Annotated in this window: 19 protein-coding genes; 4 read left to right on the top strand and 15 right to left on the bottom strand. The window is 46.8% G+C overall.

All coding sequences use genetic code 11. The features are described 5' to 3' along the window. Positions 1-3: 3 nt before the first annotated feature. The 14 genes from ICN14_RS07425 to bioB form a co-directional block, all read right to left on the bottom strand. A complete protein-coding gene (locus ICN14_RS07425; protein ID WP_255536015.1) occupies positions 4-996 on the bottom strand; it encodes a D-alanine--D-alanine ligase in 993 nt (330 codons plus the stop codon). 13 nt (positions 997-1009) lie between these two features. After that, positions 1010-2446: a UDP-N-acetylmuramate--L-alanine ligase gene (murC, locus tag ICN14_RS07420; RefSeq protein WP_216225802.1), complete on the bottom strand. Its 1437-nt coding sequence runs from the start codon at positions 2444-2446 to the stop codon at positions 1010-1012. After that, positions 2443-3516, bottom strand: a complete 1074-nt coding sequence (gene murG, locus ICN14_RS07415; RefSeq protein ID WP_216225801.1) for an undecaprenyldiphospho-muramoylpentapeptide beta-N-acetylglucosaminyltransferase — start codon at positions 3514-3516, stop codon at positions 2443-2445. Before murG ends, murC begins: the two co-directional genes overlap by 4 nt. Further along, entirely contained in the window at positions 3513-4784 is a 1272-nt protein-coding gene (ftsW, locus tag ICN14_RS07410) for a putative lipid II flippase FtsW (protein ID WP_216178830.1), read from the bottom strand. Before ftsW ends, murG begins: the two co-directional genes overlap by 4 nt. Next, positions 4781-6400 carry a UDP-N-acetylmuramoyl-L-alanine--D-glutamate ligase gene (gene murD / locus ICN14_RS07405; RefSeq protein ID WP_216225800.1) on the bottom strand — a complete coding sequence of 540 codons (1620 nt, stop codon included), beginning with the start codon at positions 6398-6400 and terminating at the stop codon, positions 4781-4783. The genes ftsW and murD overlap by 4 nt, the downstream gene beginning before the upstream one ends. A gap of 10 nt (positions 6401-6410) precedes the next feature. After that, positions 6411-7580 (bottom strand): phospho-N-acetylmuramoyl-pentapeptide-transferase, encoded by a 1170-nt coding sequence (mraY, locus tag ICN14_RS07400; RefSeq protein WP_216225799.1) that lies wholly within the window; start codon positions 7578-7580, stop codon positions 6411-6413. Then, on the bottom strand, positions 7571-9007 hold the full coding sequence (gene murF, locus ICN14_RS07395) for a UDP-N-acetylmuramoyl-tripeptide--D-alanyl-D-alanine ligase (protein ID WP_216225798.1): 1437 nt from the start codon (positions 9005-9007) through the stop codon (positions 7571-7573). Before murF ends, mraY begins: the two co-directional genes overlap by 10 nt. A gap of 8 nt (positions 9008-9015) precedes the next feature. Continuing rightward, complete coding sequence (locus ICN14_RS07390; RefSeq protein ID WP_216225797.1) at positions 9016-10569, bottom strand: UDP-N-acetylmuramoyl-L-alanyl-D-glutamate--2,6-diaminopimelate ligase; 1554 nt, start codon at positions 10567-10569, stop codon at positions 9016-9018. Next, positions 10566-12338 carry a penicillin-binding protein 2 gene (locus ICN14_RS07385; protein WP_216225796.1) on the bottom strand — a complete coding sequence of 591 codons (1773 nt, stop codon included), beginning with the start codon at positions 12336-12338 and terminating at the stop codon, positions 10566-10568. Before ICN14_RS07385 ends, ICN14_RS07390 begins: the two co-directional genes overlap by 4 nt. Then, positions 12335-12601, bottom strand: coding sequence for a cell division protein FtsL (gene ftsL / locus ICN14_RS07380; RefSeq protein WP_088527827.1), 267 nt, complete (start codon positions 12599-12601; stop codon positions 12335-12337). Before ftsL ends, ICN14_RS07385 begins: the two co-directional genes overlap by 4 nt. Continuing rightward, entirely contained in the window at positions 12598-13548 is a 951-nt protein-coding gene (rsmH, locus tag ICN14_RS07375) for a 16S rRNA (cytosine(1402)-N(4))-methyltransferase RsmH (protein WP_216225795.1), read from the bottom strand. Before rsmH ends, ftsL begins: the two co-directional genes overlap by 4 nt. 12 nt (positions 13549-13560) lie before the next feature. After that, positions 13561-13989: a division/cell wall cluster transcriptional repressor MraZ gene (gene mraZ / locus ICN14_RS07370; RefSeq protein WP_216179526.1), complete on the bottom strand. Its 429-nt coding sequence runs from the start codon at positions 13987-13989 to the stop codon at positions 13561-13563. Positions 13990-14263: 274 nt separating this feature from the next. Beyond that, positions 14264-14893: a 2-polyprenyl-3-methyl-6-methoxy-1,4-benzoquinone monooxygenase gene (gene coq7, locus ICN14_RS07365; protein WP_216225794.1), complete on the bottom strand. Its 630-nt coding sequence runs from the start codon at positions 14891-14893 to the stop codon at positions 14264-14266. Positions 14894-14906: 13 nt separating this feature from the next. Next, positions 14907-15944: a biotin synthase BioB gene (gene bioB, locus ICN14_RS07360; protein WP_216225793.1), complete on the bottom strand. Its 1038-nt coding sequence runs from the start codon at positions 15942-15944 to the stop codon at positions 14907-14909. 89 nt (positions 15945-16033) lie between these two features. On the opposite strand from bioB, the gene bioA reads away from it, so the two are divergent. The 4 genes from bioA to ICN14_RS07340 are packed head-to-tail and all read left to right on the top strand — an operon-like array spanning position 16034 to position 20538. Next, positions 16034-17380 carry an adenosylmethionine--8-amino-7-oxononanoate transaminase gene (bioA, locus tag ICN14_RS07355; RefSeq protein WP_216225792.1) on the top strand — a complete coding sequence of 449 codons (1347 nt, stop codon included), beginning with the start codon at positions 16034-16036 and terminating at the stop codon, positions 17378-17380. Continuing rightward, positions 17377-18606 (top strand): 8-amino-7-oxononanoate synthase, encoded by a 1230-nt coding sequence (locus ICN14_RS07350; RefSeq protein WP_216225791.1) that lies wholly within the window; start codon positions 17377-17379, stop codon positions 18604-18606. The genes bioA and ICN14_RS07350 overlap by 4 nt, the downstream gene beginning before the upstream one ends. Beyond that, positions 18603-19325 carry a dethiobiotin synthase gene (bioD, locus tag ICN14_RS07345; protein WP_216863239.1) on the top strand — a complete coding sequence of 241 codons (723 nt, stop codon included), beginning with the start codon at positions 18603-18605 and terminating at the stop codon, positions 19323-19325. Before ICN14_RS07350 ends, bioD begins: the two co-directional genes overlap by 4 nt. 19 nt (positions 19326-19344) lie before the next feature. Then, a complete protein-coding gene (locus ICN14_RS07340) occupies positions 19345-20538 on the top strand; it encodes a M20 aminoacylase family protein (protein WP_216225790.1) in 1194 nt (397 codons plus the stop codon). Between the two features lie 21 nt (positions 20539-20559). Here ICN14_RS07340 and ICN14_RS07335 read toward each other — a convergent pair whose 3' ends face one another. After that, positions 20560-21336 carry an enoyl-CoA hydratase gene (locus ICN14_RS07335; RefSeq protein WP_216225789.1) on the bottom strand — a complete coding sequence of 259 codons (777 nt, stop codon included), beginning with the start codon at positions 21334-21336 and terminating at the stop codon, positions 20560-20562. Positions 21337-21340 lie beyond the last annotated feature (4 nt).

Raw genomic sequence — 21340 nt, 5'->3', positions numbered from 1 at the left:
GACTCATGCTTGCGCAGCCCCTTTGGTATTTAAGGTTTGACTAATGACCCAGAGAACTAATTCAGCATATTCAACACCCGCTGCTTTTGCGGCCATTGGAACTAAAGAATGTGAAGTCATGCCAGGAGATGTATTCATCTCCAAAAGATATGGTTTGCCAGTTTTTTGGTCGAGCATCACATCGGCACGACCCCAAGTCTTACAGCCGAGGGTGCGATATGCAGCTAAGGCTAAATCTTGAACCGCTTTATTGACTTCTGGCGCTAAGCCAGTTGGGCACAAGTATTTAGTCTCATCAGAAAAATACTTATTGTGGAAATCATAATTGGCCTCTGGTGGAATGATTTTGATTACAGGCAATGCCTCAGCATTTTCTCCAAATCCAACCAATGGGCAAGTTAACTCATCGCCAACAATACAAGTTTCAGCAATCACCTTTTTATCCATCCCTGCAGCCAACTTATAAGCGGCAGGCAACTCGTCGACGGATTTCACTTTAGTCAGACCAAGTGAAGAGCCTTCATGTGCTGGCTTGACAATCAATGGCAAACCTAAGTGCTTCACTACCGCATTCCAATCGCTATCAGCTTTCAGCTCCTGAAATTCTGGAGTTGAAAGACTGCTACTGAGCCAGAAAAGCTTAGTTGCAATTTTGTCTATCGCCAATGCAGATGCCAGTACACCGCTACCGGTATAAGGTAAACCCAATAGCTCAAGCAATCCCTGGATCGTGCCATCTTCACCATAACGTCCATGCAGGGAAATAAAGATGCGGTCAAACTTTTCACTTGCCAATTCTGTTGGGCAACGTAATCCTGTGTCAAATGGATGCGCATCAACCCCTTTGGAGAGCAGCGCATCTAATACGCCGTTACCCGACATCAAGGAAATCTCACGCTCACCAGAACGACCGCCAAGCAATACACCGACTCGACCAAGAGATTGAACATCTAGGTTTGCGAGTTCTTGCTTCACTCGCTCACCCCAAGAAAGCATTTGTTGATTTTGCTTAGACATGCTTTGCCTCCGCCAATACATGAGGCAATCCAGAAATAGATCCTGCGCCCATCGTGATTAATACATCACCATCACGCAATAAAGTACTGAGTTTTTCTGGCATCTCAGCAACACTAGGGGCAAAGGCCACGGCTGAGCTATCTAAAGAGGCCTTTAAAGCTTTATCAACTGTCAGAGCTGCTTTCATGAGGCTTTGACCATCAGCACCTGGAATCTTAGCTTCGCCAGCGGGATAGACCTCGGTTAATACAAGGGCATCAAAGTTTTTGAGTACCTGTACAAATTCACCAAAGCAGTCACGCGTTCTTGTAAAGCGATGGGGCTGGAATGCCAATACCAAGCGTCGGTCAGGATATGCCCCACGCGCTGCAGATAGGGTAGCCGCCATTTCAACAGGATGATGTCCATAGTCATCTATTAGCGTGAAACTTCCACCAGATGCCAAAGGAATCTCTCCATATCTTTGGAAGCGGCGACCAACGCCACTAAACTCAGACAAGGCCTTCACAATAGCTTCATCACCCACACCAAGCTCTGTAGCAATACCAATCGCCGCCAAGGCATTGCGAACGTTATGTAAGCCCGGTAAATTTAATTGCACTTCAAGTCGACCTGGCTTATTGCCATGACGGCGTACAGTTTTACGATCAACCGTAAAGTGCATGCGAGTACCTTCAGCGCGCACATTACTTGCGCGAATATCCGCATCTTCAGATAAGCCATAGCGCAATACTGGCTGTGACACAAATGGAATAATGTCGCGAACATTCGCATCATCAATACAAAGCACAGCAACACCATAAAAAGGCATACGCTGAATGAACTGGACAAACGCTTGCTTCAACCTTGCCATGTCATGCTGATAGGTATCCATATGATCAGCATCGATATTGGTGACTACTTCCATCGCTGGGAATAATTGCAGGAATGAGGCATCAGACTCATCCGCTTCCACCACAATAAAGTCGCCCTGACCTAAGCGTGCATTAGCACCTGCGGAATTTAGTTTTCCACCAATCACAAAGGTAGGATCCAATCCACCCTCAGCCAATACTGAGGCAACTAAACTGGTTGTGGTTGTTTTGCCATGTGTGCCTGCAATCGCAATGCCCTGCTTCAAACGCATGAGTTCACCGAGCATGACAGCACGTTGAATCACAGGCACCTTAGCTGCGCGAGCAGCAAGTACCTCAGGATTGTTGCCTGCAACTGCAGTAGAAATCACTACAGCCTCTGCAGTACCAATATTTTTAGGGTCATGCCCAATATGAATGACTGCGCCCAAATCCGTTAAACGCTTAGTAGCAGCACCTTCAGCCAAGTCAGATCCAGATACTTGATAACCCAGATTCAGAAGCACTTCAGCAATACCACTCATGCCTGCGCCGCCAATACCAACAAAATGTATTTGCTGAACGATATGTTTCATATACCTACTCCTGCACAGTCTGCACATACCTCAGCCACACGCTGAGTTGCATGAGGCTTAGCCAAAGTATGGGCACGTTCAGCCATCGCCTGTAAATCTTGGCGGCTAAAGTTTTGAATCATGGATGCGAGATCCTGCGGATTGAGATCTTGTTGTGGAAGCAGAATTGCTGCATCTGCATCCGATAAAAATCGCGCATTCGCAGTCTGATGATCATCAATTGCGTATGGGAATGGAATCAAGCAGGATGCAACACCACACGCTGCGATTTCTGAAACAGTCATTGCTCCAGAGCGGCAGATCACTAAATCTGCTTGAGCGTAAGCAGTTGGCATGTCGTCAATAAAAGGACGAATGTCAGCAGTAACGGCTAAGTCAGCATAACGCTGTTGTAAATCTGCGAGATGTTTATCGCCCGCCTGATGAATCACCTGAGGGCGTGCGTCTTTATCCATCAATGCCAAGGCTGCCGGAATTGCTTCATTTAAAGCTGCCGCACCCAAGCTGCCACCAACTACTAGGATCGACAAAGGTCCAGTGCGTGTTTCATATCGCTTTGCTGGTGCGCCCACATCTTCAAATTCTTCACGGATTGGATTGCCAACCCATTCAGCATGAGCCATCGTATCTGGGAAGCCAGTCAATGTACGCATAGCAATTTTGGCAAGAGCGCGATTAGCACTTCCCGCTACAGAATTTGCTTCATGAAGAACCAATGGCTTCTTCAAAAACTTCGTCATCAAGCCGCCAGGGAATGTAATGTACCCGCCCATACCTAAAACGACATTTGGCTTGATACGGCGCATGATCTTCAAACTCTGAACACTCGCCCTTGCGAGATTAAATGGCAGCATCAATTTTGCTTTGATGCCTTTACCACGCAAACCGCCAAACTCAACTGCCTCGAATGGGAAGTCACAAGCTTTTACTAGGCGATATTCCATACCGCCTTGATTGCCAAGCCAAAAAACTTTCCAGCCACAGATGCGTAGATATTCAGCAACAGCAAGGCCCGGGAAAATATGTCCCCCAGTACCGCCGGCCATAATCAAGATAGATGGCTTAGTCATAACTTACCACCCCGCATCAAGATTCGGTTCTCATAATCAATGCGCAGAAGCATAGCGACCGCAACTGCATTCATCAAAATTCCTGAACCACCATAACTGACCAAAGGAAGAGTCAAGCCTTTGGTAGGCAGCAAGCCTAAGTTCACACCCATATTGATAAATGCCTGCCAACCAATCCATATCGCCACACCTTTAGCAGCAAGGCCAGCAAAACTGCGATCCAATTGCAACGCTGTGCGGCCAATGAGGAATGCACGACGTACGATCCAATAGAACAAGAAGATCATCACTACTACGCCAACGAATCCAAGCTCTTCACCAATCACAGCCATGATGAAATCGGTATGCGCTTCAGGAAGGTAATGTAATTTTTCAACACTGCCACCTAGGCCTAAGCCGAACCATTCGCCACGTCCAAATGCCATGAGTGAATGGGTTAATTGATAACCTTTATTTGCTGCATTGTCGACTTGCCATGGATCCATAAACGCCAGCATGCGACCACGACGGAATGGTGAAAGGGCAATCATCGTGGCACCACTCAGCAAGCCAACCAAGATCAGACCACCAAATAACTTAGCGCTAATACCGCCTAAGAACAAAATTCCAAATGCAATTAAAGCCACAACTACGAATGCGCCCATATCTGGCTCAGCCATTAATAAGCCACCAACCAATGCAACCGCAATGCCCATTGGCAACATGCCCTTAACAAATGAGTGTAGATACTCTTGGCGCTGCACCGTGTAGCTTGCGGCAAAAATCACCGCGGCAAATTTCATTAATTCAGATGGCTGGAAGTTCATGAGTCCCAATGGAATCCAACGCTTCGCACCATTTACACCCTTACCCACACCAGGGATAAGAACAGCAATTAAGAGTAAAACCGTAAAGCCAAAAATGACTGGTGAATAACGATCCCAAACTTTGGTTGGGATCTTGAATGCCCAAATACCAACACCAATGGCAATTGCCAATGAAATGCAATGCCGAATTAAGAAGAAGTTGCTACTGTAATTTGCGTACTTAGGACCATCAGCCAGGGTAATGGATGCGGAATAGACCATGACCAAACCGATCAAAGCCAAAGACAGTACCGCCCAAACTAACAACTGGTCATAGTCCATCATGCGTGAGCGAGTTTGCTCAACACCAGAAACCGCATCTCTCAAGCCGCTACGGAAATTATCAATCCCGCCTCTGGAGAAATTCCAGAAGCGACCAAGGCCCAAACGATTCTCAGGAAAAAGTTTTTCCTTCAAACTCATGCATGGACTCCTTCGAATTGCATTCCTAGCTCTTGAACTTCAGCAACGAATGCTTCGGCACGTGCCACGTAATCGCTGAACTGATCAAAACTAGCGCAAGCTGGTGAAAGTAAAACAATATCGCCAGACTGAGCATGTTTTGCAGCTTCTGCCACTGCGTTTTGGAGAGTCTCACTCATTACGCAGGGTACTGAGTCAGCCAAAGCCTCGGCAATAATTGGCGCATCCTTACCAATCAGGAAAACGCCTTTTACAAAACGCAGTGCAGGATCACGTAAGGGGCTAAAGTCCTGGCCCTTACCTTCACCACCAGCAATCAACCAGATCCGCTTGCCAGATTCATTGGCACTTAAACCATTTAGCGCAGCTACAGTTGCCCCTACATTGGTGCCCTTACTGTCATCCACATACTCAACATTCGACACAATCGAAACACTTTGAACACGATGTGGTTCACCATGGTAGTCACGCAAACCATGTAAAAGCATATTCATGGGCAAACCAGCTGCGCGTGCCAAGGCTAATGAAGCTAATGCATTTAAAGCATTGTGGCGGCCACGAATCCGTAAAGCATCAGCAGGTATTAAACGCTTTAGTCTTAATGGCTCTTCCTCTACAGCGGCAGCTTTACGACGACGCTTAGGTTGAGGCTCAAGCTCTTCATCCACCTCAGCCCAGACTAGCCAATCAATACCACCGGCGCGAAGATCATGCTCAATGCCAAAGGCACCCTGCTCATCAGGGCGGCTTGCGCCAAAAGTAATAACTGATTTATTTGCTTTTTGCTCGTCAGTCAGGAGGTTCATTACCAGTGAATCATCACGATTCAGAATACAGATAGTGTCTTGCCCAAAAATATTTGCTTTTGCAGCGACATAGGCCTGCATATCACCATGCCAATCCAAGTGATCTTGCGTAATATTTAATACAGTTGCCGCCGTTGCATTAAAGGTGCTCGTGTAAACCAATTGGAAGCTAGAGAGTTCTAGCACCCAAATCTCAGGCATATCAGCAACCTGATCAGATTCATCTAGACAAGACATCAACTTATCTAAAGCTGCTGGACTGATATTTCCAGCAACAGCAACCCTCTTGCCGGCACGCTCGCACAACTGACCTGTCAGTGCAGTCGTAGTTGTCTTGCCATTTGTTCCGGTGATTGCTAATAAGGCTGGCTTATAGTCAGACTCTACGACTTGAGCCATGCGATCTAATGCAGCAATAGCTCTGGCAAAAAATTCCAATTCTCCCCAGATATCAATGCTAGATTCTTGCGCCTTAACCAAGAATGAAGCTATTGGTTCTTGAAGTGGAGATAAGCCAGGGCTAATTCCGATGACATCAATATTCTTTAAATTAATGTCATCAAGAGGTCCAAAGAAGGCCTCTTGAAGCCCTGCAAATTCAAGATCGGCCAACCAGGCTTTTTGGCGCTCATTTAGCTTTTCACGATCACGCGTATCAGCTAGGCTAACCTTAGCAGCGTTCCGCAAACACCACTTAGCCATTGCGTAGCCAGACTCCCCCAATCCTAAGATTAAGAAATGCTGAGGCGCTTGATAGCCCTCATCTGCGATGAGAGCTGGATTAGCGAAGGCTTGATCTAAGTTATGCATATTCTTTGGCTTACCTTAATTTCAGACTGGAGAGGCCAATGAGAACTAATAAAATGGTGATGATCCAGAAACGAACTACTACTTGTGTTTCGCGCCAGCCACCCAATTCAAAATGGTGATGAAGTGGTGCCATCCTAAAAATACGACGGCCTTCACCAAAACGCTTCTTGGTAAATTTGAACCAAAAGACTTGCAACATCACTGACAGTGTTTCTGCCACAAAGATTCCGCCCATAACAAAGAGCACAATTTCCTGGCGAACAATCACCGCAATAGTGCCGAGTGCACCACCCAATGCGAGTGCGCCAACATCACCCATAAATACTTGAGCAGGATGCGTGTTGTACCAAAGGAATGCCAATCCCGCACCACCCATAGCACCACAGAAAATCATGAGTTCACCTGCCCCAGGAATGTATGGGAATAGCAAATACTTTGCGTAAATTGCATTACCCATCACATAAGCAAAAGCGCCTAGAGCGGCACCAACCAATATCACTGGCATGATGACTAGGCCATCAAGACCATCAGTTAAGTTCACAGCGTTACTACTGCCAACAATAACTAAGTAACTCAAAATGATGAAGCCCATTACGCCCAGTGGGTAGCTAATCTCTTTCATAAAAGGAATGAGCAAGTTTGATTTGGCCGGCAGATCCAAAGCGAAGCCACTTTTGAGCCACTCAAAGAATAATTGCAAGACTTTGAGGTTATTTACTTCAGATACGGAGAAGGCTAAATAAATAGCGGCAAATAATCCAATCAAAGTCTGCCAAAAGAATTTTTCCCGTGAGGCCATTCCTTTGGGATCTTTGCGCGCTACTTTGCGGTAATCATCAACCCAACCTACCAAACCAAATCCAAAGGTCACAATCATCACAATCCAAATAAAGCGATTGCTCAAATCAGCCCACAACATGCAGGAGATAAAAATACCTAAAAGGATTAATACGCCACCCATTGTTGGGGTACCTGATTTCACTAAATGGGTTTGCGGGCCATCCGTACGAACCGCTTGACCCATCTTCAATGCAGTCAACTTGCGTATAACCCATGGACCAGCCGCCAAGCCAATCAGCAAAGCAGTCACTGTTGCCATAACCGCTCTAAAAGTGATGTAGTTAAAGACTCGGAAGAATCCAAAATCATCCTGCAACCATTGCGCCAATATCAAGAGCATGTTTTAGCCTCCTCTAATAAGGCCTGTACTACACGCTCCATACGCATAAAACGAGATCCCTTAACCAAAATATCTAAGTGCAACTGCTTACCTGACTCTTGATCTGCGAGCGCCACATTAAGCTCTTCAAGCAACTGATCTAACGTGGTGAAGTGAGTAGCACTGCTAGCAGACTGAGTCTTTCCTGAATCATTAAAGCCCTGCACCGCAAATTTGCACTGCTCTCCGAGCGCAAATAACTTAACTATTCCCTGCTCAGCAGCATAGGCTCCAACTTCCTCATGGAACGCAGGACCTTGATCACCTACTTCGCCCATATCACCCAATACCAACCAAGAAGCATTGCCAGACTGTTTAAGCGCATCAATAGCAGCCCTTACAGAATCTGGGTTCGCGTTGTAACTATCATCAATCAAGGTGCGACCCGCATTCAAAGGCTTTGATTGCATGCGTCCATTTACCGGAACAAAAGATTCCAGACCGGCTTTGATTTGATCCAAACTCAATCCAGCACCTAAAGCAACTGCGCTAGCCGCTAGAGCATTGCGCACATTATGGTTTCCTAAGGTATTGAGTTGAACCTCAAGCTTGCCAAGTTCAGTTGAAATTTCAATTCTTCCGCTAGCTAATAACTTTCCAGTTACAGAGGCTTTGACTAACGCCGAATCCGCAGATAAAGCAAAGTCAATTACCTTGCGTCCTCCGGCAGCTTGATGCCAAACCGAAGAGAATTCAGAGTCCGCTGGAAATACTGCAACACCATCCGCAGGAAGTGCGCTCAAAGCAGTTGCATGCTCTTTTGCAACCGCTTCTACAGTCGCCATAAATTCTTGATGCTCACGCTGGGCATTGTTGATAAGGGCAATATTGGCTTGAGCAATCAGGGCTAACTCCGCTGTTTCGCCAGGATGATTCATTCCCAACTCAATCACCGCTAGGCGATCGGTTGATCGCATGCGTAACAAGGTTAAAGGTAGGCCAATATCATTATTGAAGTTACCTTTAGTAACTAGAGTCTGTCCTTCACCGGCAGCAGCCTTGAAGATCGAAGCAATCATCTCTTTTACAGTGGTCTTACCATTAGATCCAGTTACTAAAGCTACTGGGATAGAAAACTGTGCACGCCATGCCTTTGCCAACTCACCCAAGCCCTGTTTAACATCCTGGACACACACTGCAGGTAAGCTTGAAGGGCATTTTTCTTTATGGCTAATAAGCGCTGCACTTGCTCCCGCTGTTGCCACATCACCCAAGAAATCATGCGCATCAAAACGATCGCCAGACAAAGCAATAAATAATTCGCCGGATTGAATCTGACGACTATCACTGCCAACATGAGAAATAGAAATTCCTTCAGCAGACTTTGCATCAGCATGAATCAACTGACTGCCCGGCAACATGGCATGAACTTGGGCGAGAGTAGTCATAGGCGTACTCATACGCTACCCCCTGCAGCCAAACGAATATGCTCTTGATCAGAAAAATCAAATTTCTTGCCATTGATCTCTTGAGTAGACTCATGTCCTTTACCAGCAACTAGAACGATATCCTGGATGTCGGCATGTCGGACCGCAGCCATAATGGCAGCTGCTCTATCGGGCAATGCTTGCACATTCGATAGGTCGCCTGACATACCAGCTTGAATCATGGCAATAATAGAAGCTGGATCTTCCGATCTGGGATTGTCACTCGTAATCACAATATGATCAGCAAACTCTTGCGCTGCACGACCCATTTGTGGACGCTTACCTGAATCTCGATCACCGCCGCAACCGAAGACACACCATACTTTTCCGTTACGTTGATTTGCAATGGGGCGCAATGCATTCAATGCTTTAGTGAGAGCATCTGGTGTATGTGCATAGTCCACAACAATTAATGGTCCCTCAGTTCTCTGCGTTTTATTTAAGCGAATCAGTTCCATCCGACCTGGAACGGCACTCAACTTATTCATGCGCTTAGAGGCTTCACTGGTGCTCAAGCCTTGGGCCAACAGAACCGCCCAAACAGCAAGGCAATTGCTCAGATTAAATTCACCCAATACTGCAAGTTGAACAGCGCTTGCACCTGACGCATCACAGTTAAATTGAGATTCATATCCCGAACTCGTAAACAGAGTTTTTTCTGTATAGGCACGTTTCAGACGATCGCCAAATTTTTCAAATCCAGCAAATGCATTACTGCTTAATGCGTAGCCCCATACTTGAGGACCGTCAACAGCGAGAAGCTTCATTGCTAATTCGCGCCCAAATGTATCGTCAAAATTGATGATGGCATTTTCAAGCTGAGGCAGTTGGAATAGCTTTGCTTTTGCCTCAGCATATTCACCCATCGTGCCGTGATAATCCAAATGATCTTGAGTCAAATTGGTAAATACCGCAGTACGTACATCCAAACCAGAAACGCGATCTTGATCAAGCGCATGAGAAGAGATCTCTATGGCCACCTGCTGAGCACCTGCATCAAGCAATTCTTTTAATTGAGTCTGTAAACGCGGCGCATCGGGTGTGGTGTAGCCAGTCTCGGTCAATGCACCCGGGAAGCCAGTACCCAAGGTACCCAAAACTGCAGTGCGATGGTTAGATTCATACAAAGCCTGCGCCAACCACTGAGTAATACTAGTTTTTCCGTTGGTACCGGTAACACCGATAACATTCAGCTGTTTACTTGGATAGTCGTACCACTCGGCACAGAGTTCTCCAGCTAAGCTGGATAAATTATCAACAGCAAAACACTCTGAGCGATCTAAGTATTCGTTAGCAACACCATCTGCGGGATCAAATACGACAGCTGCCGCACCATTTGCTAAGGCGGCTGCAATGTAATCGCGGCCGTCACGTAAGGCATTGCCATGACCAACAGGGTATGCAAAGAAGATATCGCCAGATTGAATTTGACGACTATCAGCAGTTGCTTTTGCATCTGCTGATGTGAGATCACGTAAATGAGAGATCAAGAGATGGGGTTCGATATTAATCATTGCCATCATCTTTTTAAAACCGCTGTATTTGTTTTGACTGCGGCACTCTGTATTTCAGCGGGACTTTGATCCTGCATTGCTTTCTGCTTAATAGGGCTATCTGGCAAGACATTCAAGGTGCGCAGAGTCTCACTCACGATAGTAGAAAACACTGGTGCTGCAACATCCCCACCGTAGTGACTGCCACCAGTCGGCTCATCAATCATGACGGCCACCACAATGCGTGGCGCACTAATGGGTGCTAAGCCCGCAAAGTAAGCACGGTATTTATTCCCATATCCCTTACCTACCAATTTATGGGCTGTACCTGTTTTTCCACCAACTCGATAACCTTCAGCTTGCGCTTTAATGGCAGTGCCACCTGGCTCCGTTACTGACTCCATCATGCTGCGCATCTCAATGGCCGTCTTGGCAGAAATGATGTGTGTACCTGGCTTAAATTCTGGACTACGCTCAATCGTGAGCGGTACCAATTCACCATCACGTGCAAAAATCGTGTAAGCACGAGCTACCTGAAAGAGTGAGCCTGAAATGCCATAACCAAACGCAATCCGCGCCTGGTCTGTTGGCATCCATTTTTTAAAGGGATGCACAGTGCCAGCTACAGCACCAGGAAAGCCAATCTTCGGTGCCTGACCTAAACCAACTGATGTATAGAAATTCCACATCTCTTCTGCGGATAAATTATTCATCGCAATTTTGGCCGTACCAATATTGCTCGATTTTTGAATAATTTGCGCCACAGTGAGGTTGCCGTAAGGATGGGTATCTGTAATCGGCTTTGGACCAACCAAATATTTAGCGCCAATCATCATATTGGTACTAGGAGTGATGACCCCCTTCTCCAAAGCAATCGCTACTGTTAAAGGCTTCATCGTTGAGCCAGGCTCAAAGGTGTCAGTTAAAACGCGATTACGCAACTGCTCACCCGTCAACTTCTTACGATCGTTCGGGTTGTAACTTGGATAATTTGCTAAAGCTAAGATCTCGCCAGTTTGGGTATCCAGTACAACTGCACCACCAGCACTTGCATGATGCTGTTCGACTGCATTTTTAACAGCGTTGTAAGCCAGAAACTGAATCTTGCTATCAATAGAGAGTTGCAAATCTTTACCATTTTGTGGCAACTGCAAAATCGCAACATCTTCAACAACACGACCTAGACGATCCACAACCACTCGACGAGCACCTGGATGTCCAGCCAACTCTTTTTCCCGAGAGAGCTCCATGCCTTCTTGACCGCGATCTTCCACATTGGTAAAGCCAACAACGTGCGCCATCGCCTCACCCTCAGGATAGAAGCGACGGTATTCGTTATTTAAGCCAATGCCCGGAATTTCTAATTGCTTAATCTGTTGCGCAACTTCTGGGTCTACTTGGCGCTTCAAGAAAATTTGCTTACGCTCTTCTCTTAGCTTTTTACGCAACTCTGCTTCGCTAATCTGTAAAAGACTCGCTAATTTCTGCACTTTATCTGCAGCCAAATCATCAGGCACAGTGTCGTTATAGGCGATCACTGACTTTGCCTCCAAGCTGGTAGCAATCACTTGGCCATTGCGATCCAATATTTTTCCACGAGAAGCAGGCAACTCCAACTCTCGCTGTGTACCGCGCACACCTTTAGCTTCATAGAAAGCATTTCCCGGACCTTGAATCCAGAAGGCGCGAATTAAGAGCAACATGAAGACGAAGAACAGCATGAACAGCATCAGGCGTGACCGCCACATTGGCAGACGCAATACTAAATTTGGCGTAGTTGAAAAACCTACCGGCCTCATCTAGCCTCCTTCAAGTACAAAGTACGCTCTGGAGAAATAGGAACCATGTGCAATTGATTACGCGCAACATCACGAATACGTGCCGACTTAGAAAGGTTGCGCTGCTCATACTCTAAGCGCAACCAATCTTGATTCAGTTTGCGCTCTTCAATTTGCGCACGCTCTAATGAGATAAATAATTTACGCGCACGCTGCTGGGCTGCAACCAAAGAGAGGGCACAGACCAATAGCAAGACAAGTAAGGTCAGCGTAGCGCGATTCAAGTTGAAACTCCCGCACGTTTTTCAGCAACTCGCATGATGGCTGAACGTGCACGAGGATTCTCTCGGACTTCTTCATCACTTGGCTTAACGCGTCCAATAATCTCTAGGGCACTTTGCGGCAAATCCCTATCGCGGACCGGTAAACCACGAGGCACCTCAACCTTCGCATGTGACTGCAAAAATTGCTTAACGATGCGATCTTCTAGCGAATGAAAACTAATCACTGCTAAGCGCGCGCCTGGCTTTAATAAATTGAGGGCAGCTTTTAATCCGAGTTCAAGATCTTCTAACTCGCGATTAATGAAAATGCGTAGTGCCTGGAAAGTTCTAGTGGCTGGATCTTGTCCCACTTCTCTTGTGCGAACGACACTGGCAACCAAGCTTGCTAATTGCAAAGTTGTTTTTGGCGACAAACCCTCTTCTCGCTTAGCTACGATAGCTTTTGCGATCTGAAATGCAAAACGTTCTTCACCATAAGTCTTAATCACGCGCGTGATGTCCTCTTGTGATGCTTGCTCCAACCATTCTGCCGCTGTCAAACCATGATCCGTGTTCATGCGCATATCGAGCGGACCATCCTTGCGAAAGGAAAATCCACGATGTGCTTCGTCTACTTGTGGAGAGCTGATTCCAAGATCCAACAAAATGCCATCGACTGATTCTGGCTCTGCGTATTGATCCATCTGCGCAAAACTGTCGTGCACGATTCGTAAACGAGGATCGTTGATTTTTTCCGCGACTGCGATCGCATCCAAGTCCTTGTCGAAGGAAATCATTCGCGCGCTCGGAGGCAATTGTGAAAGCAGTGCTTGCGTATGTCCGCCACGCCCAAAGGTTCCATCGATCAAGAGTGAATTTTTTGATGCCTCGGGAGAGGTGATGCGTGGGCCACTGATCAGCGCCGTCACCGCCTCGGCCAGTAATACTGGGCGATGAGTTATGTTCATGGCACCCTGTCATCAAAAATTAAATTGCTTCAGGGCTTCAGGCATACCTTGTGCAATGGCAGCCTGTTCTTTTGCAGCGTAAGTAGCGGCGTCCCACAATTCCAGATGACTACCCATGCCGAGTAGCATCACTTCTTTTTCAATGCCGGCAGCTGATCGGAGCTCTGGGCTCACCAAAATTCTTCCTGCGCTGTCCAAATCTACCTCTGCAGCATTACCAAGGAAGATTCGGCGCCACCAATGGGCATCCATCGGCAATTGCGCGACACGTGAACGGAATGTTTCCCACTCAGGGCGGGGGAACAACAAGAGGCATCCATCGGGGTGTTTTGTGAGCGTAACTCGGCCCTCACCTTGAACTAACAAGGCGTCACGATGCTTTGCCGGCACAGACATGCGGCCTTTTGCATCTAAATTGAGAGCTGACGCACCTTGAAACACCATTTACCCCACTTTTTCACACTTCCTCCCACTTTAGAGGATCGCAATAAGAGGGTCAAGTGTTTTTGGGTAATTTTTTAGGAAATTTCCTAGTGATTACAAACACTTAGCGTCATGTCTTGATAAAATGGTGACTATAAAAATGCTACTTGAAACAACGGCTTGGAAAATATACTTAAGAATAGGTCTTAGCTATTTAGCCCAATAATGGGTAAATATACTGTATTAATAAACAGTATCCGAAATAAAAATATGCAAAATAATTAATTCGGAATTAGATTTTGTAAGCAGTGCTTGTCATGACTTTTGACATCGCCTGCATTAGCTTCTGAATCGGCTCCGGCAAGACCGCACCTCCAGCAGAAATTGCAGCCTGTCCATGTTCGATTTCATCAATGCGCATTTGATCAACAATGGCGCGAGAACGCTCATCTTCTACGGGCAATTTTTGGAGGTGACTTGCGAGATGATTTTCGACTTGCTTTTCTGTTTCCGCAACAAATCCCAAGCTCCACTTATCGCCCGCTAAGCCAGCAGCCAAGCCGATTGCAAAGGATCCTGCATACCAAATTGGATTGAGATAACTCGTGTGCGAACCTAGTTCTTGAAGGCGAGTTTCACACCAAGCCAAGTGATCCATTTCCTCTTGAGCAGAGTGATCTAACATCTGGCGAATTTCAGGACTACGGGCCACTATTTTTTGCGATTGATAGAGGGCTTGAGCGCAGACCTCACCCACATGATTGACGCGCATTAATCCGGCAGCATGCTCTCGTTCTTTGACATCTAGCAAAGCGGTAGATTGAATATCCGAACCTGGGGTTGGGCGATGAGCATGAGCACCCCCAACTACCGAGCGCAAGGCTGTATCAAACTCAATAATGAAGCGGTCAATTAGCGCCATAGGCTTGCAAAAACTAGACTAAAACCTCTGCTTTGAAGCTTTGTTTAGTCTTCAAACCTAACTCAGCCAAAAGCTCGCGGTCTTGTTCTGCCTCAGGATTACCGGTAGTGAGTAGTTGCTCACCATAGAAAATAGAATTCGCGCCAGCCTGGAAGCACATGGCCTGAACTGCCCTGCCGAGCTCCTGCCGACCAGCTGATAAGCGCACCCGTGCGCGCGGCATCGTGATGCGAGCTACAGCAATAGTTCTCACGAATTCGAGCGGATCCAAGGGCTTCTGATTCTCTAATGGGGTGCCTGCAACAGGAACTAGGTGATTAATTGGAACTGACTCTGGATACGGGCTTAAATTGGCCAAACGGGCCAAGAAAGCCGCACGCTGCTCACGGGACTCACCCATGCCCACAATGCCGCCGCAACACACTGACATGCCGGCAGCACGCACATTAGAAATCGTATCCAAACGGTCTTGATAGCCCCGCGTGGAGATAACCGAGCGATAAAAGTCCTCGCTGGTGTCTAAGTTATGGTTATAGAAGTCCAGGCCAGCCTCTTGCAGGGCTTGGGCCTGATTTGCCTCCAGCATCCCTAAAGTAGCGCAGGTTTCAAGCCCCAAGGCCTTCACGCCCTTAATCATGGCGGTGACTTTTTCAATATCGCGGTCTTTGGGTTCCCGCCAGGCGGCACCCATACAAAAACGGTTAGATCCAGCAGCCTTGGCAGCCTTGGCAGCCTCAAGCACCTCGTCCAGATCCATCAACTTATTGGCCTTCACGTCAGTGTCGTAACGAGCTGCCTGGGGGCAATAGCCACAATCTTCGGGGCACCCACCAGTCTTGATTGACAAAAGCGTAGCTAATTCCACATCGCCATCAGGGAAGTTGGCGCGATGAGTCTCTTGTGCCTTGAACATTAATTCACTAAATGGGAGGTCGAATAGAGCCTCAATCTGGGCGACTGACCAAGCACCCGATGCGTCGACCTCTTTGTGCAAATCCTTTTGAGACTTGACTTGGGTGAGGGGTTTTTCAGTAGTTTGGGTGGCCTGCATAGTCGAATTCCAGAAAATAGATCAATTCAAGGCATAAACATAACAGATACAGGCCTAAATTAGGAAAAACTAGTGGTCAAATACCAAACATGAAGCTTATTTCTGATCCAAATCAAACCTCACTGGTTGATCGCAGCCTAGATGCCGTTTGGCATCCCTGCACTCAGATGAAGCATCACGAGTCATTGCCCTTGATTGCCATTACTAAGGGTAAGGGTGCTTGGCTCTTTGATGACAAAGAAAATGCGCTACTCGATTGCATTAGTTCTTGGTGGACCAATCTGTTTGGTCACTCCAATCCGCGCATCAATCAAGCCATTACTAATCAGCTTGAAAAAATTGAGCACGTCATGCTCGCCGGATTTACGCACCCACCAGTAGTGGAGCTTTCCGAGAAGCTGTCCGCCTTAACTCAAGGCCATTTGGGTCACGTATTTTTTGCATCGGATGGCGCCTCTGCAGTAGAAATTGCTTTGAAGATGAGTCATCACTTTTGGCGCCTGAACAATCAACCGCAAAAGAAAAAATTTGTCTGCTTAGAAAATGGCTACCATGGTGAAACTTTAGGCGCATTAGCGGTCACAGATGTTGCGATTTTTCGCGAAGCCTATGGCTCACTTTTACAAGATGTTTTCACTGTACCTTCACCTGATGCGCGTAAGGCAAAGTCTGGTGAAAGTGCTGATGATGTCGCTAGGCAAGCTGCAAAAAAATTAGAGGCTCTACTAGAAGTAGAGCATCACCATATTGCGGCCATCATTGTTGAGCCACTCGTTCAGTGCGCAGGACAAATGGCGATGTACTCACCAGAATATTTACGCTTAGTGCGCTCACTCTGCGATCGCTATAGCGTTCACCTCATTGCCGATGAGATTGCAGTAGGCTGCGGTCGGTCAGGAAAATTTTTTGCTTGCGAACATGCAGCAATTTGGCCGGACTTCTTGACTCTGTCTAAAGGCATTAGCGGCGGCTATCTTCCGCTGTCGCTCTCCATGACAACTGACAAAATTTATCGCGCCTTTTATGGCGATCAAATGCAACAAGGCTTCTTACATTCGCATTCCTATACAGGAAATCCATTGGCATGCGCTGCAGCGCTTGCGTGTCTAGAGATTTTTGAAACTGAATCTGTTCTTGAAAAAAATCTTGAACGCAGCAAAGATCTTGCCAACGCATTTGCTTGGGCAAAAGCAGATCCTCGCATCGAACATTGGCGCCAGCAGGGCATGATCCTAGCGTTTGATATCAAATCTACAGAGCTAAAAAATTCAGCTACGTTTTCACGAGACATGTTTTCAGCAAGCATGGCGGAAGGCATCCTCATTAGGCCAATTAGTAATACGATTTATGTCATGCCTCCGTACATTCTCTCTTCAGAGGAAACTATGCAAATGGGTGCTTCCGTACAACGCGCGCTCAATCAGGTGTTGGCATGAGTACAAACTTTAAAGCTCGCGATATGGCAGAGCACCAGATTGCCGATCTGGATGAGCAGTTACTCAGACGCAAACTGCGTACTACCGAATCACCCTGCGACACCAAGGCTCGCGTTGGTGAGCGAGAACTAAAAGCGTTTTGTAGCAATGACTACCTAGGTCTAGCAAACCACCCCGCATTAGTTGCTGCGCTTTCGGAAGGCGCGAACCTGTATGGGGTTGGGAGCGGTGCATCGCACCTCATTAGCGGTCACAGCATTGCACATAGCTTGCTTGAAAAGAAATTGGCTGCCTGCGAGGAAAAGCATATTCCTAACGCAAGAGCTCTGTTCTTTAGTACTGGCTATCTCGCAAATATCAATGCCATTACCGGAATTTCTAGACTTGCTGAGCAGGGGCAAGCCAGTATTTACTCGGCCAAACTCAATCACGCCTCTTTGATTGATGGTGTTCGCTTAGCAAGCGCACAAACTAAAGCTAAGGTGACATTATTTGATCACCAAAATCTCGACTCACTGGAAGAATCGCTCAAGCAAGATACCCACGCTCTCAAGTTGATTGTGGTCGATGGTGTATTCAGCATGGATGGGGATATCGCGCCCGTAGAAAAACTCCTGCACATTGCTGAACAATATGATGCTTTGTTGATGGTAGATGATGCACATGGATTTGGTGTACTTGGCGAACAGGGCCACGGTATTTTGGAACAAGCAGGCGTGCATTCAGAGCGAATTATTTATGTCGGCACACTTGGTAAGGCGGCTGGCGTTAGTGGTGCATTTATTTGTGCAGCTGCACCGTTTATTGAATGGCTCATCCAAAAGGGACGCCCCTATATTTATAGTACGGCTACACCACCGGCGATTGCCCACACCTTACTCAGCAGCCTTGAGTTGATCGAAGGCGATGAAGGTATTTCTCGTCGTAAAATATTGAATGAACTGATTCAGGTTTGGCGTGATGAAATGATTTTCTCAAGCTGGGAAAAAACTCCTTCATCTACCCCAATTCAACCCGTTATTTTAGGAAGCAATGCCAATGCATTAGCAGTAGCTAAGCTCTTGGATGAAGCAGGCTATTGGATTCCAGCAATCCGTCCGCCCACCGTTCCTGTTGGTACTTCTCGCCTACGCATTACTTTTTCTGCAAACCATAGCGTTGATGACTTACGCGAGTTAATTCAGGAATTAAAAATCATTGAGCAAACAGTAGAAGGTAAGTTATGAAAATCAATACCCCTACTGGTTTTTTTGTCACCGGCACCGATACCGAAGTTGGCAAAACTTTACTTAGCGGCGCTCTCATTCTCAAACTAAGAGAGGCAGACATCCGCGCAATCGGTTTTAAGCCTGTAGTCGCCGGCACCTATATTGACTCCAACGGTCAGAAACTGAATGAAGACCTAGAAACATTACGGATCGCGTCAGGATTGAATTCTCAGGAGCCAAGTCTCTGCCCCTATGTTCTAGATGAGGCAGCCGCCCCACACCTTGTTGCCAAGAAAAATGATGTTTACCTAGACTCTTCCATCATCTTGGGTGATTTACATTCCTTAAGCCAACAATTTGAGGTGGTGGTTGTTGAAGGTGCAGGTGGATTTTTAGTTCCTCTAAATGAGCAGGAAGATTTGGGTGATCTCGCTCAGGCAATGGATTTACCGGTCATCCTTGTAGTCGGCATGCGTTTGGGCTGCATTAATCACGCCTTACTCACTTGTGAAGCAATTGTGTCTCGCCAGTTGACGATTGCTGGGTGGGTAGCGAACACGCTTTCAGAGGAAATGCCTCTTTTAGAAGAAAATATTCAAACCCTAAAAGACCGAATTTTTGCGCCTTTTTTAGGCGTCATTCCTGCTCTTCCTAAGCAGCTTCAGAAGCCGGAGAATGCCCCCTACTCCATAGAGGCTTTACGATTTGCTGCGGAGCATATAAAACTGCCTGAGTAAATTCAGATAAGATGAAGTTATGCGATTACTTCCAGAAATCATCGACTCCGCATCAGCCATTCAAGAGATTCGACGCAATATTCATGCGCATCCAGAATTGCGCTTTGAAGAAAATCGCACTTCCGACCTAGTAGCAGAAGCGCTTTCAAGTTGGGGTATCACGGTGTATCGCGGCCTAGGAAAAACTGGGGTTGTCGGCAAACTCGATGGCGACTTAGGTCAAGGCAAGATGATTGGCTTGCGTGCCGATATGGATGCGCTACCACTACAAGAACACAATACCTTTGAACACACTTCAAAGAATCCCGGCAAGATGCATGCCTGTGGCCATGATGGTCACACTGCAATGCTCTTGGGTGCGGCGCAATATTTATCAAACCATCGCGATTTCAAAGGCTCAGTCATTTTTATTTTTCAGCCAGCTGAAGAAGGCGGTGCTGGCGCGCAAGAAATGATTAACGATGGGTTATTTAAGCAATTTCCTTGCGATGCCGTTTTTGGTTTGCACAACTGGCCAGGACTTGCCGAAGGCCATTTTGGTGTGACCTCTGGCCCGATGATGGCTTCAAGCAATACGTTTGAAATCACTATCCGCGGTAAAGGTGGGCATGCTGCTTTGCCACACAACAGCGCTGACCCCCTACTAGCAGGAACTCAAGTTGTACAAGCACTACAAAGCATCATTACCCGAAACAAACGTCCAGTGGATGCAGCGGTGTTATCAGTTACCCAGTTTCATGCGGGCGAGACGAGCAATGTCATTCCGGATAGCGCTTTTATTGGCGGAACCGTTCGCACATTCACGATAGAAGTATTAGATTTAATTGAACAACGTTTGAGGGAAATCTCTCATAACGTATCGAGCGCATTTGACTGCCAAGCAGAAGTGAGTTTTTCTCGCAACTACCCCCCACTCATTAATCATGACAAAGAAGTAGATTTCGCCAGCGAGGTCATGAGTGAATTAGTTGGGGCGCAAAACGTCAATACCTCGATCGATCCCACGATGGGTGCAGAAGACTTTGCATTCATGCTGCTGGAGAAACCTGGTTGCTATGTGTTCCTAGGGAACGGTGATGGCGATCATCGTGCAGTGGGTCATGGCATGGGTCCATGCCAACTCCACAATCCTTCTTATGACTTCAATGATGCATTAATCCCTGTTGGCGTGAGCTACTGGGTTAAGTTAGCCCAACGCTTCTTAGAAAAATAATTTACTCTGAGCGCTGAAGTTTTACGAGTTCGTAAATTTAGCTGGGCGCTTTTCCATAAAAGCTGCCATACCTTCTTTTTGATCATTTGTTGCAAAGCAAGAGTGGAACAAACGACGCTCAAAATGAATGCCCTCTGAGAGCGTAGTTTCATAAGCGGTATTAATTGCTTCTTTCACCATCATTGCGGTTAGCAAGGGCATATCTGCAATTGTCTTAGCAATCGCTTTAACTTCTTTTAGCAAATCCGCTTGAGGGAAAATACGGGCAACCAGGCCCGAGCGCTCAGCTTCAGCAGCATCCATCATGCGACCCGTCAAGGCCAAGTCCATTGCTTTTGCTTTGGAAACCGCGCGCGGTAAACGCTGAGTACCACCAGCGCCAGGGATGATTCCCAACTTCACTTCTGGCTGTGCAAACTTAGCACTGTCCGCTGCCATGATGGTGTCGCACATCATCGCTAATTCACATCCGCCACCAAGAGCATATCCAGATACTGCCGCAATCACTGGCTTACGTACTTTTCTAATCTCTTCCCAATTGCGAGAGATAAAGTCACCGCGATAAACATCAGCGAATCCATATTTCGCCATCGTTGCAATATCCGCCCCAGCAGCAAATGCTTTTTCACTGCCGGTAACAATGATGCAACCAATATTGTCATCAGCATCAAAACTTAATAGCGCTGCACCTAACTCATCCATTAACTCATCATTTAGGGCATTCAATACTTGCGGGCGGTTGAGAGTAATGACAGCAACCTTGCCATCCACTTCAGTCAATATGGTGTTGTAAGTCATCGAT

The organism is Polynucleobacter sp. MG-27-Goln-C1, from assembly GCF_018881905.1.
GTDB lineage: Bacteria > Pseudomonadota > Gammaproteobacteria > Burkholderiales > Burkholderiaceae > Polynucleobacter.
The sequence above is the reverse complement of the archived record's forward strand: the minus strand, read 5'-3'. Positions and strand labels throughout refer to the sequence as shown.

Coding starts and splice junctions, on each gene's coding strand:
- ICN14_RS07425 (WP_255536015.1), bottom strand. CDS start 996: ATGCTTTCTTGGGGTGAGCGAGTGAAGCAAGAACTCGCAAACCTAGAT.
- murC (WP_216225802.1), bottom strand. CDS start 2,446: ATGAAACATATCGTTCAGCAAATACATTTTGTTGGTATTGGCGGCGCA.
- murG (WP_216225801.1), bottom strand. CDS start 3,516: ATGACTAAGCCATCTATCTTGATTATGGCCGGCGGTACTGGGGGACAT.
- ftsW (WP_216178830.1), bottom strand. CDS start 4,784: ATGAGTTTGAAGGAAAAACTTTTTCCTGAGAATCGTTTGGGCCTTGGT.
- murD (WP_216225800.1), bottom strand. CDS start 6,400: ATGCATAACTTAGATCAAGCCTTCGCTAATCCAGCTCTCATCGCAGAT.
- mraY (WP_216225799.1), bottom strand. CDS start 7,580: ATGCTCTTGATATTGGCGCAATGGTTGCAGGATGATTTTGGATTCTTC.
- murF (WP_216225798.1), bottom strand. CDS start 9,007: ATGACTACTCTCGCCCAAGTTCATGCCATGTTGCCGGGCAGTCAGTTG.
- ICN14_RS07390 (WP_216225797.1), bottom strand. CDS start 10,569: ATGATGGCAATGATTAATATCGAACCCCATCTCTTGATCTCTCATTTA.
- ICN14_RS07385 (WP_216225796.1), bottom strand. CDS start 12,338: ATGAGGCCGGTAGGTTTTTCAACTACGCCAAATTTAGTATTGCGTCTG.
- rsmH (WP_216225795.1), bottom strand. CDS start 13,548: ATGAACATAACTCATCGCCCAGTATTACTGGCCGAGGCGGTGACGGCG.
- coq7 (WP_216225794.1), bottom strand. CDS start 14,893: ATGGCGCTAATTGACCGCTTCATTATTGAGTTTGATACAGCCTTGCGC.
- bioB (WP_216225793.1), bottom strand. CDS start 15,944: ATGCAGGCCACCCAAACTACTGAAAAACCCCTCACCCAAGTCAAGTCT.
- bioA (WP_216225792.1), top strand. CDS start 16,034: ATGAAGCTTATTTCTGATCCAAATCAAACCTCACTGGTTGATCGCAGC.
- ICN14_RS07350 (WP_216225791.1), top strand. CDS start 17,377: ATGAGTACAAACTTTAAAGCTCGCGATATGGCAGAGCACCAGATTGCC.
- bioD (WP_216863239.1), top strand. CDS start 18,603: ATGAAAATCAATACCCCTACTGGTTTTTTTGTCACCGGCACCGATACC.
- ICN14_RS07340 (WP_216225790.1), top strand. CDS start 19,345: ATGCGATTACTTCCAGAAATCATCGACTCCGCATCAGCCATTCAAGAG.
- ICN14_RS07335 (WP_216225789.1), bottom strand. CDS start 21,336: ATGACTTACAACACCATATTGACTGAAGTGGATGGCAAGGTTGCTGTC.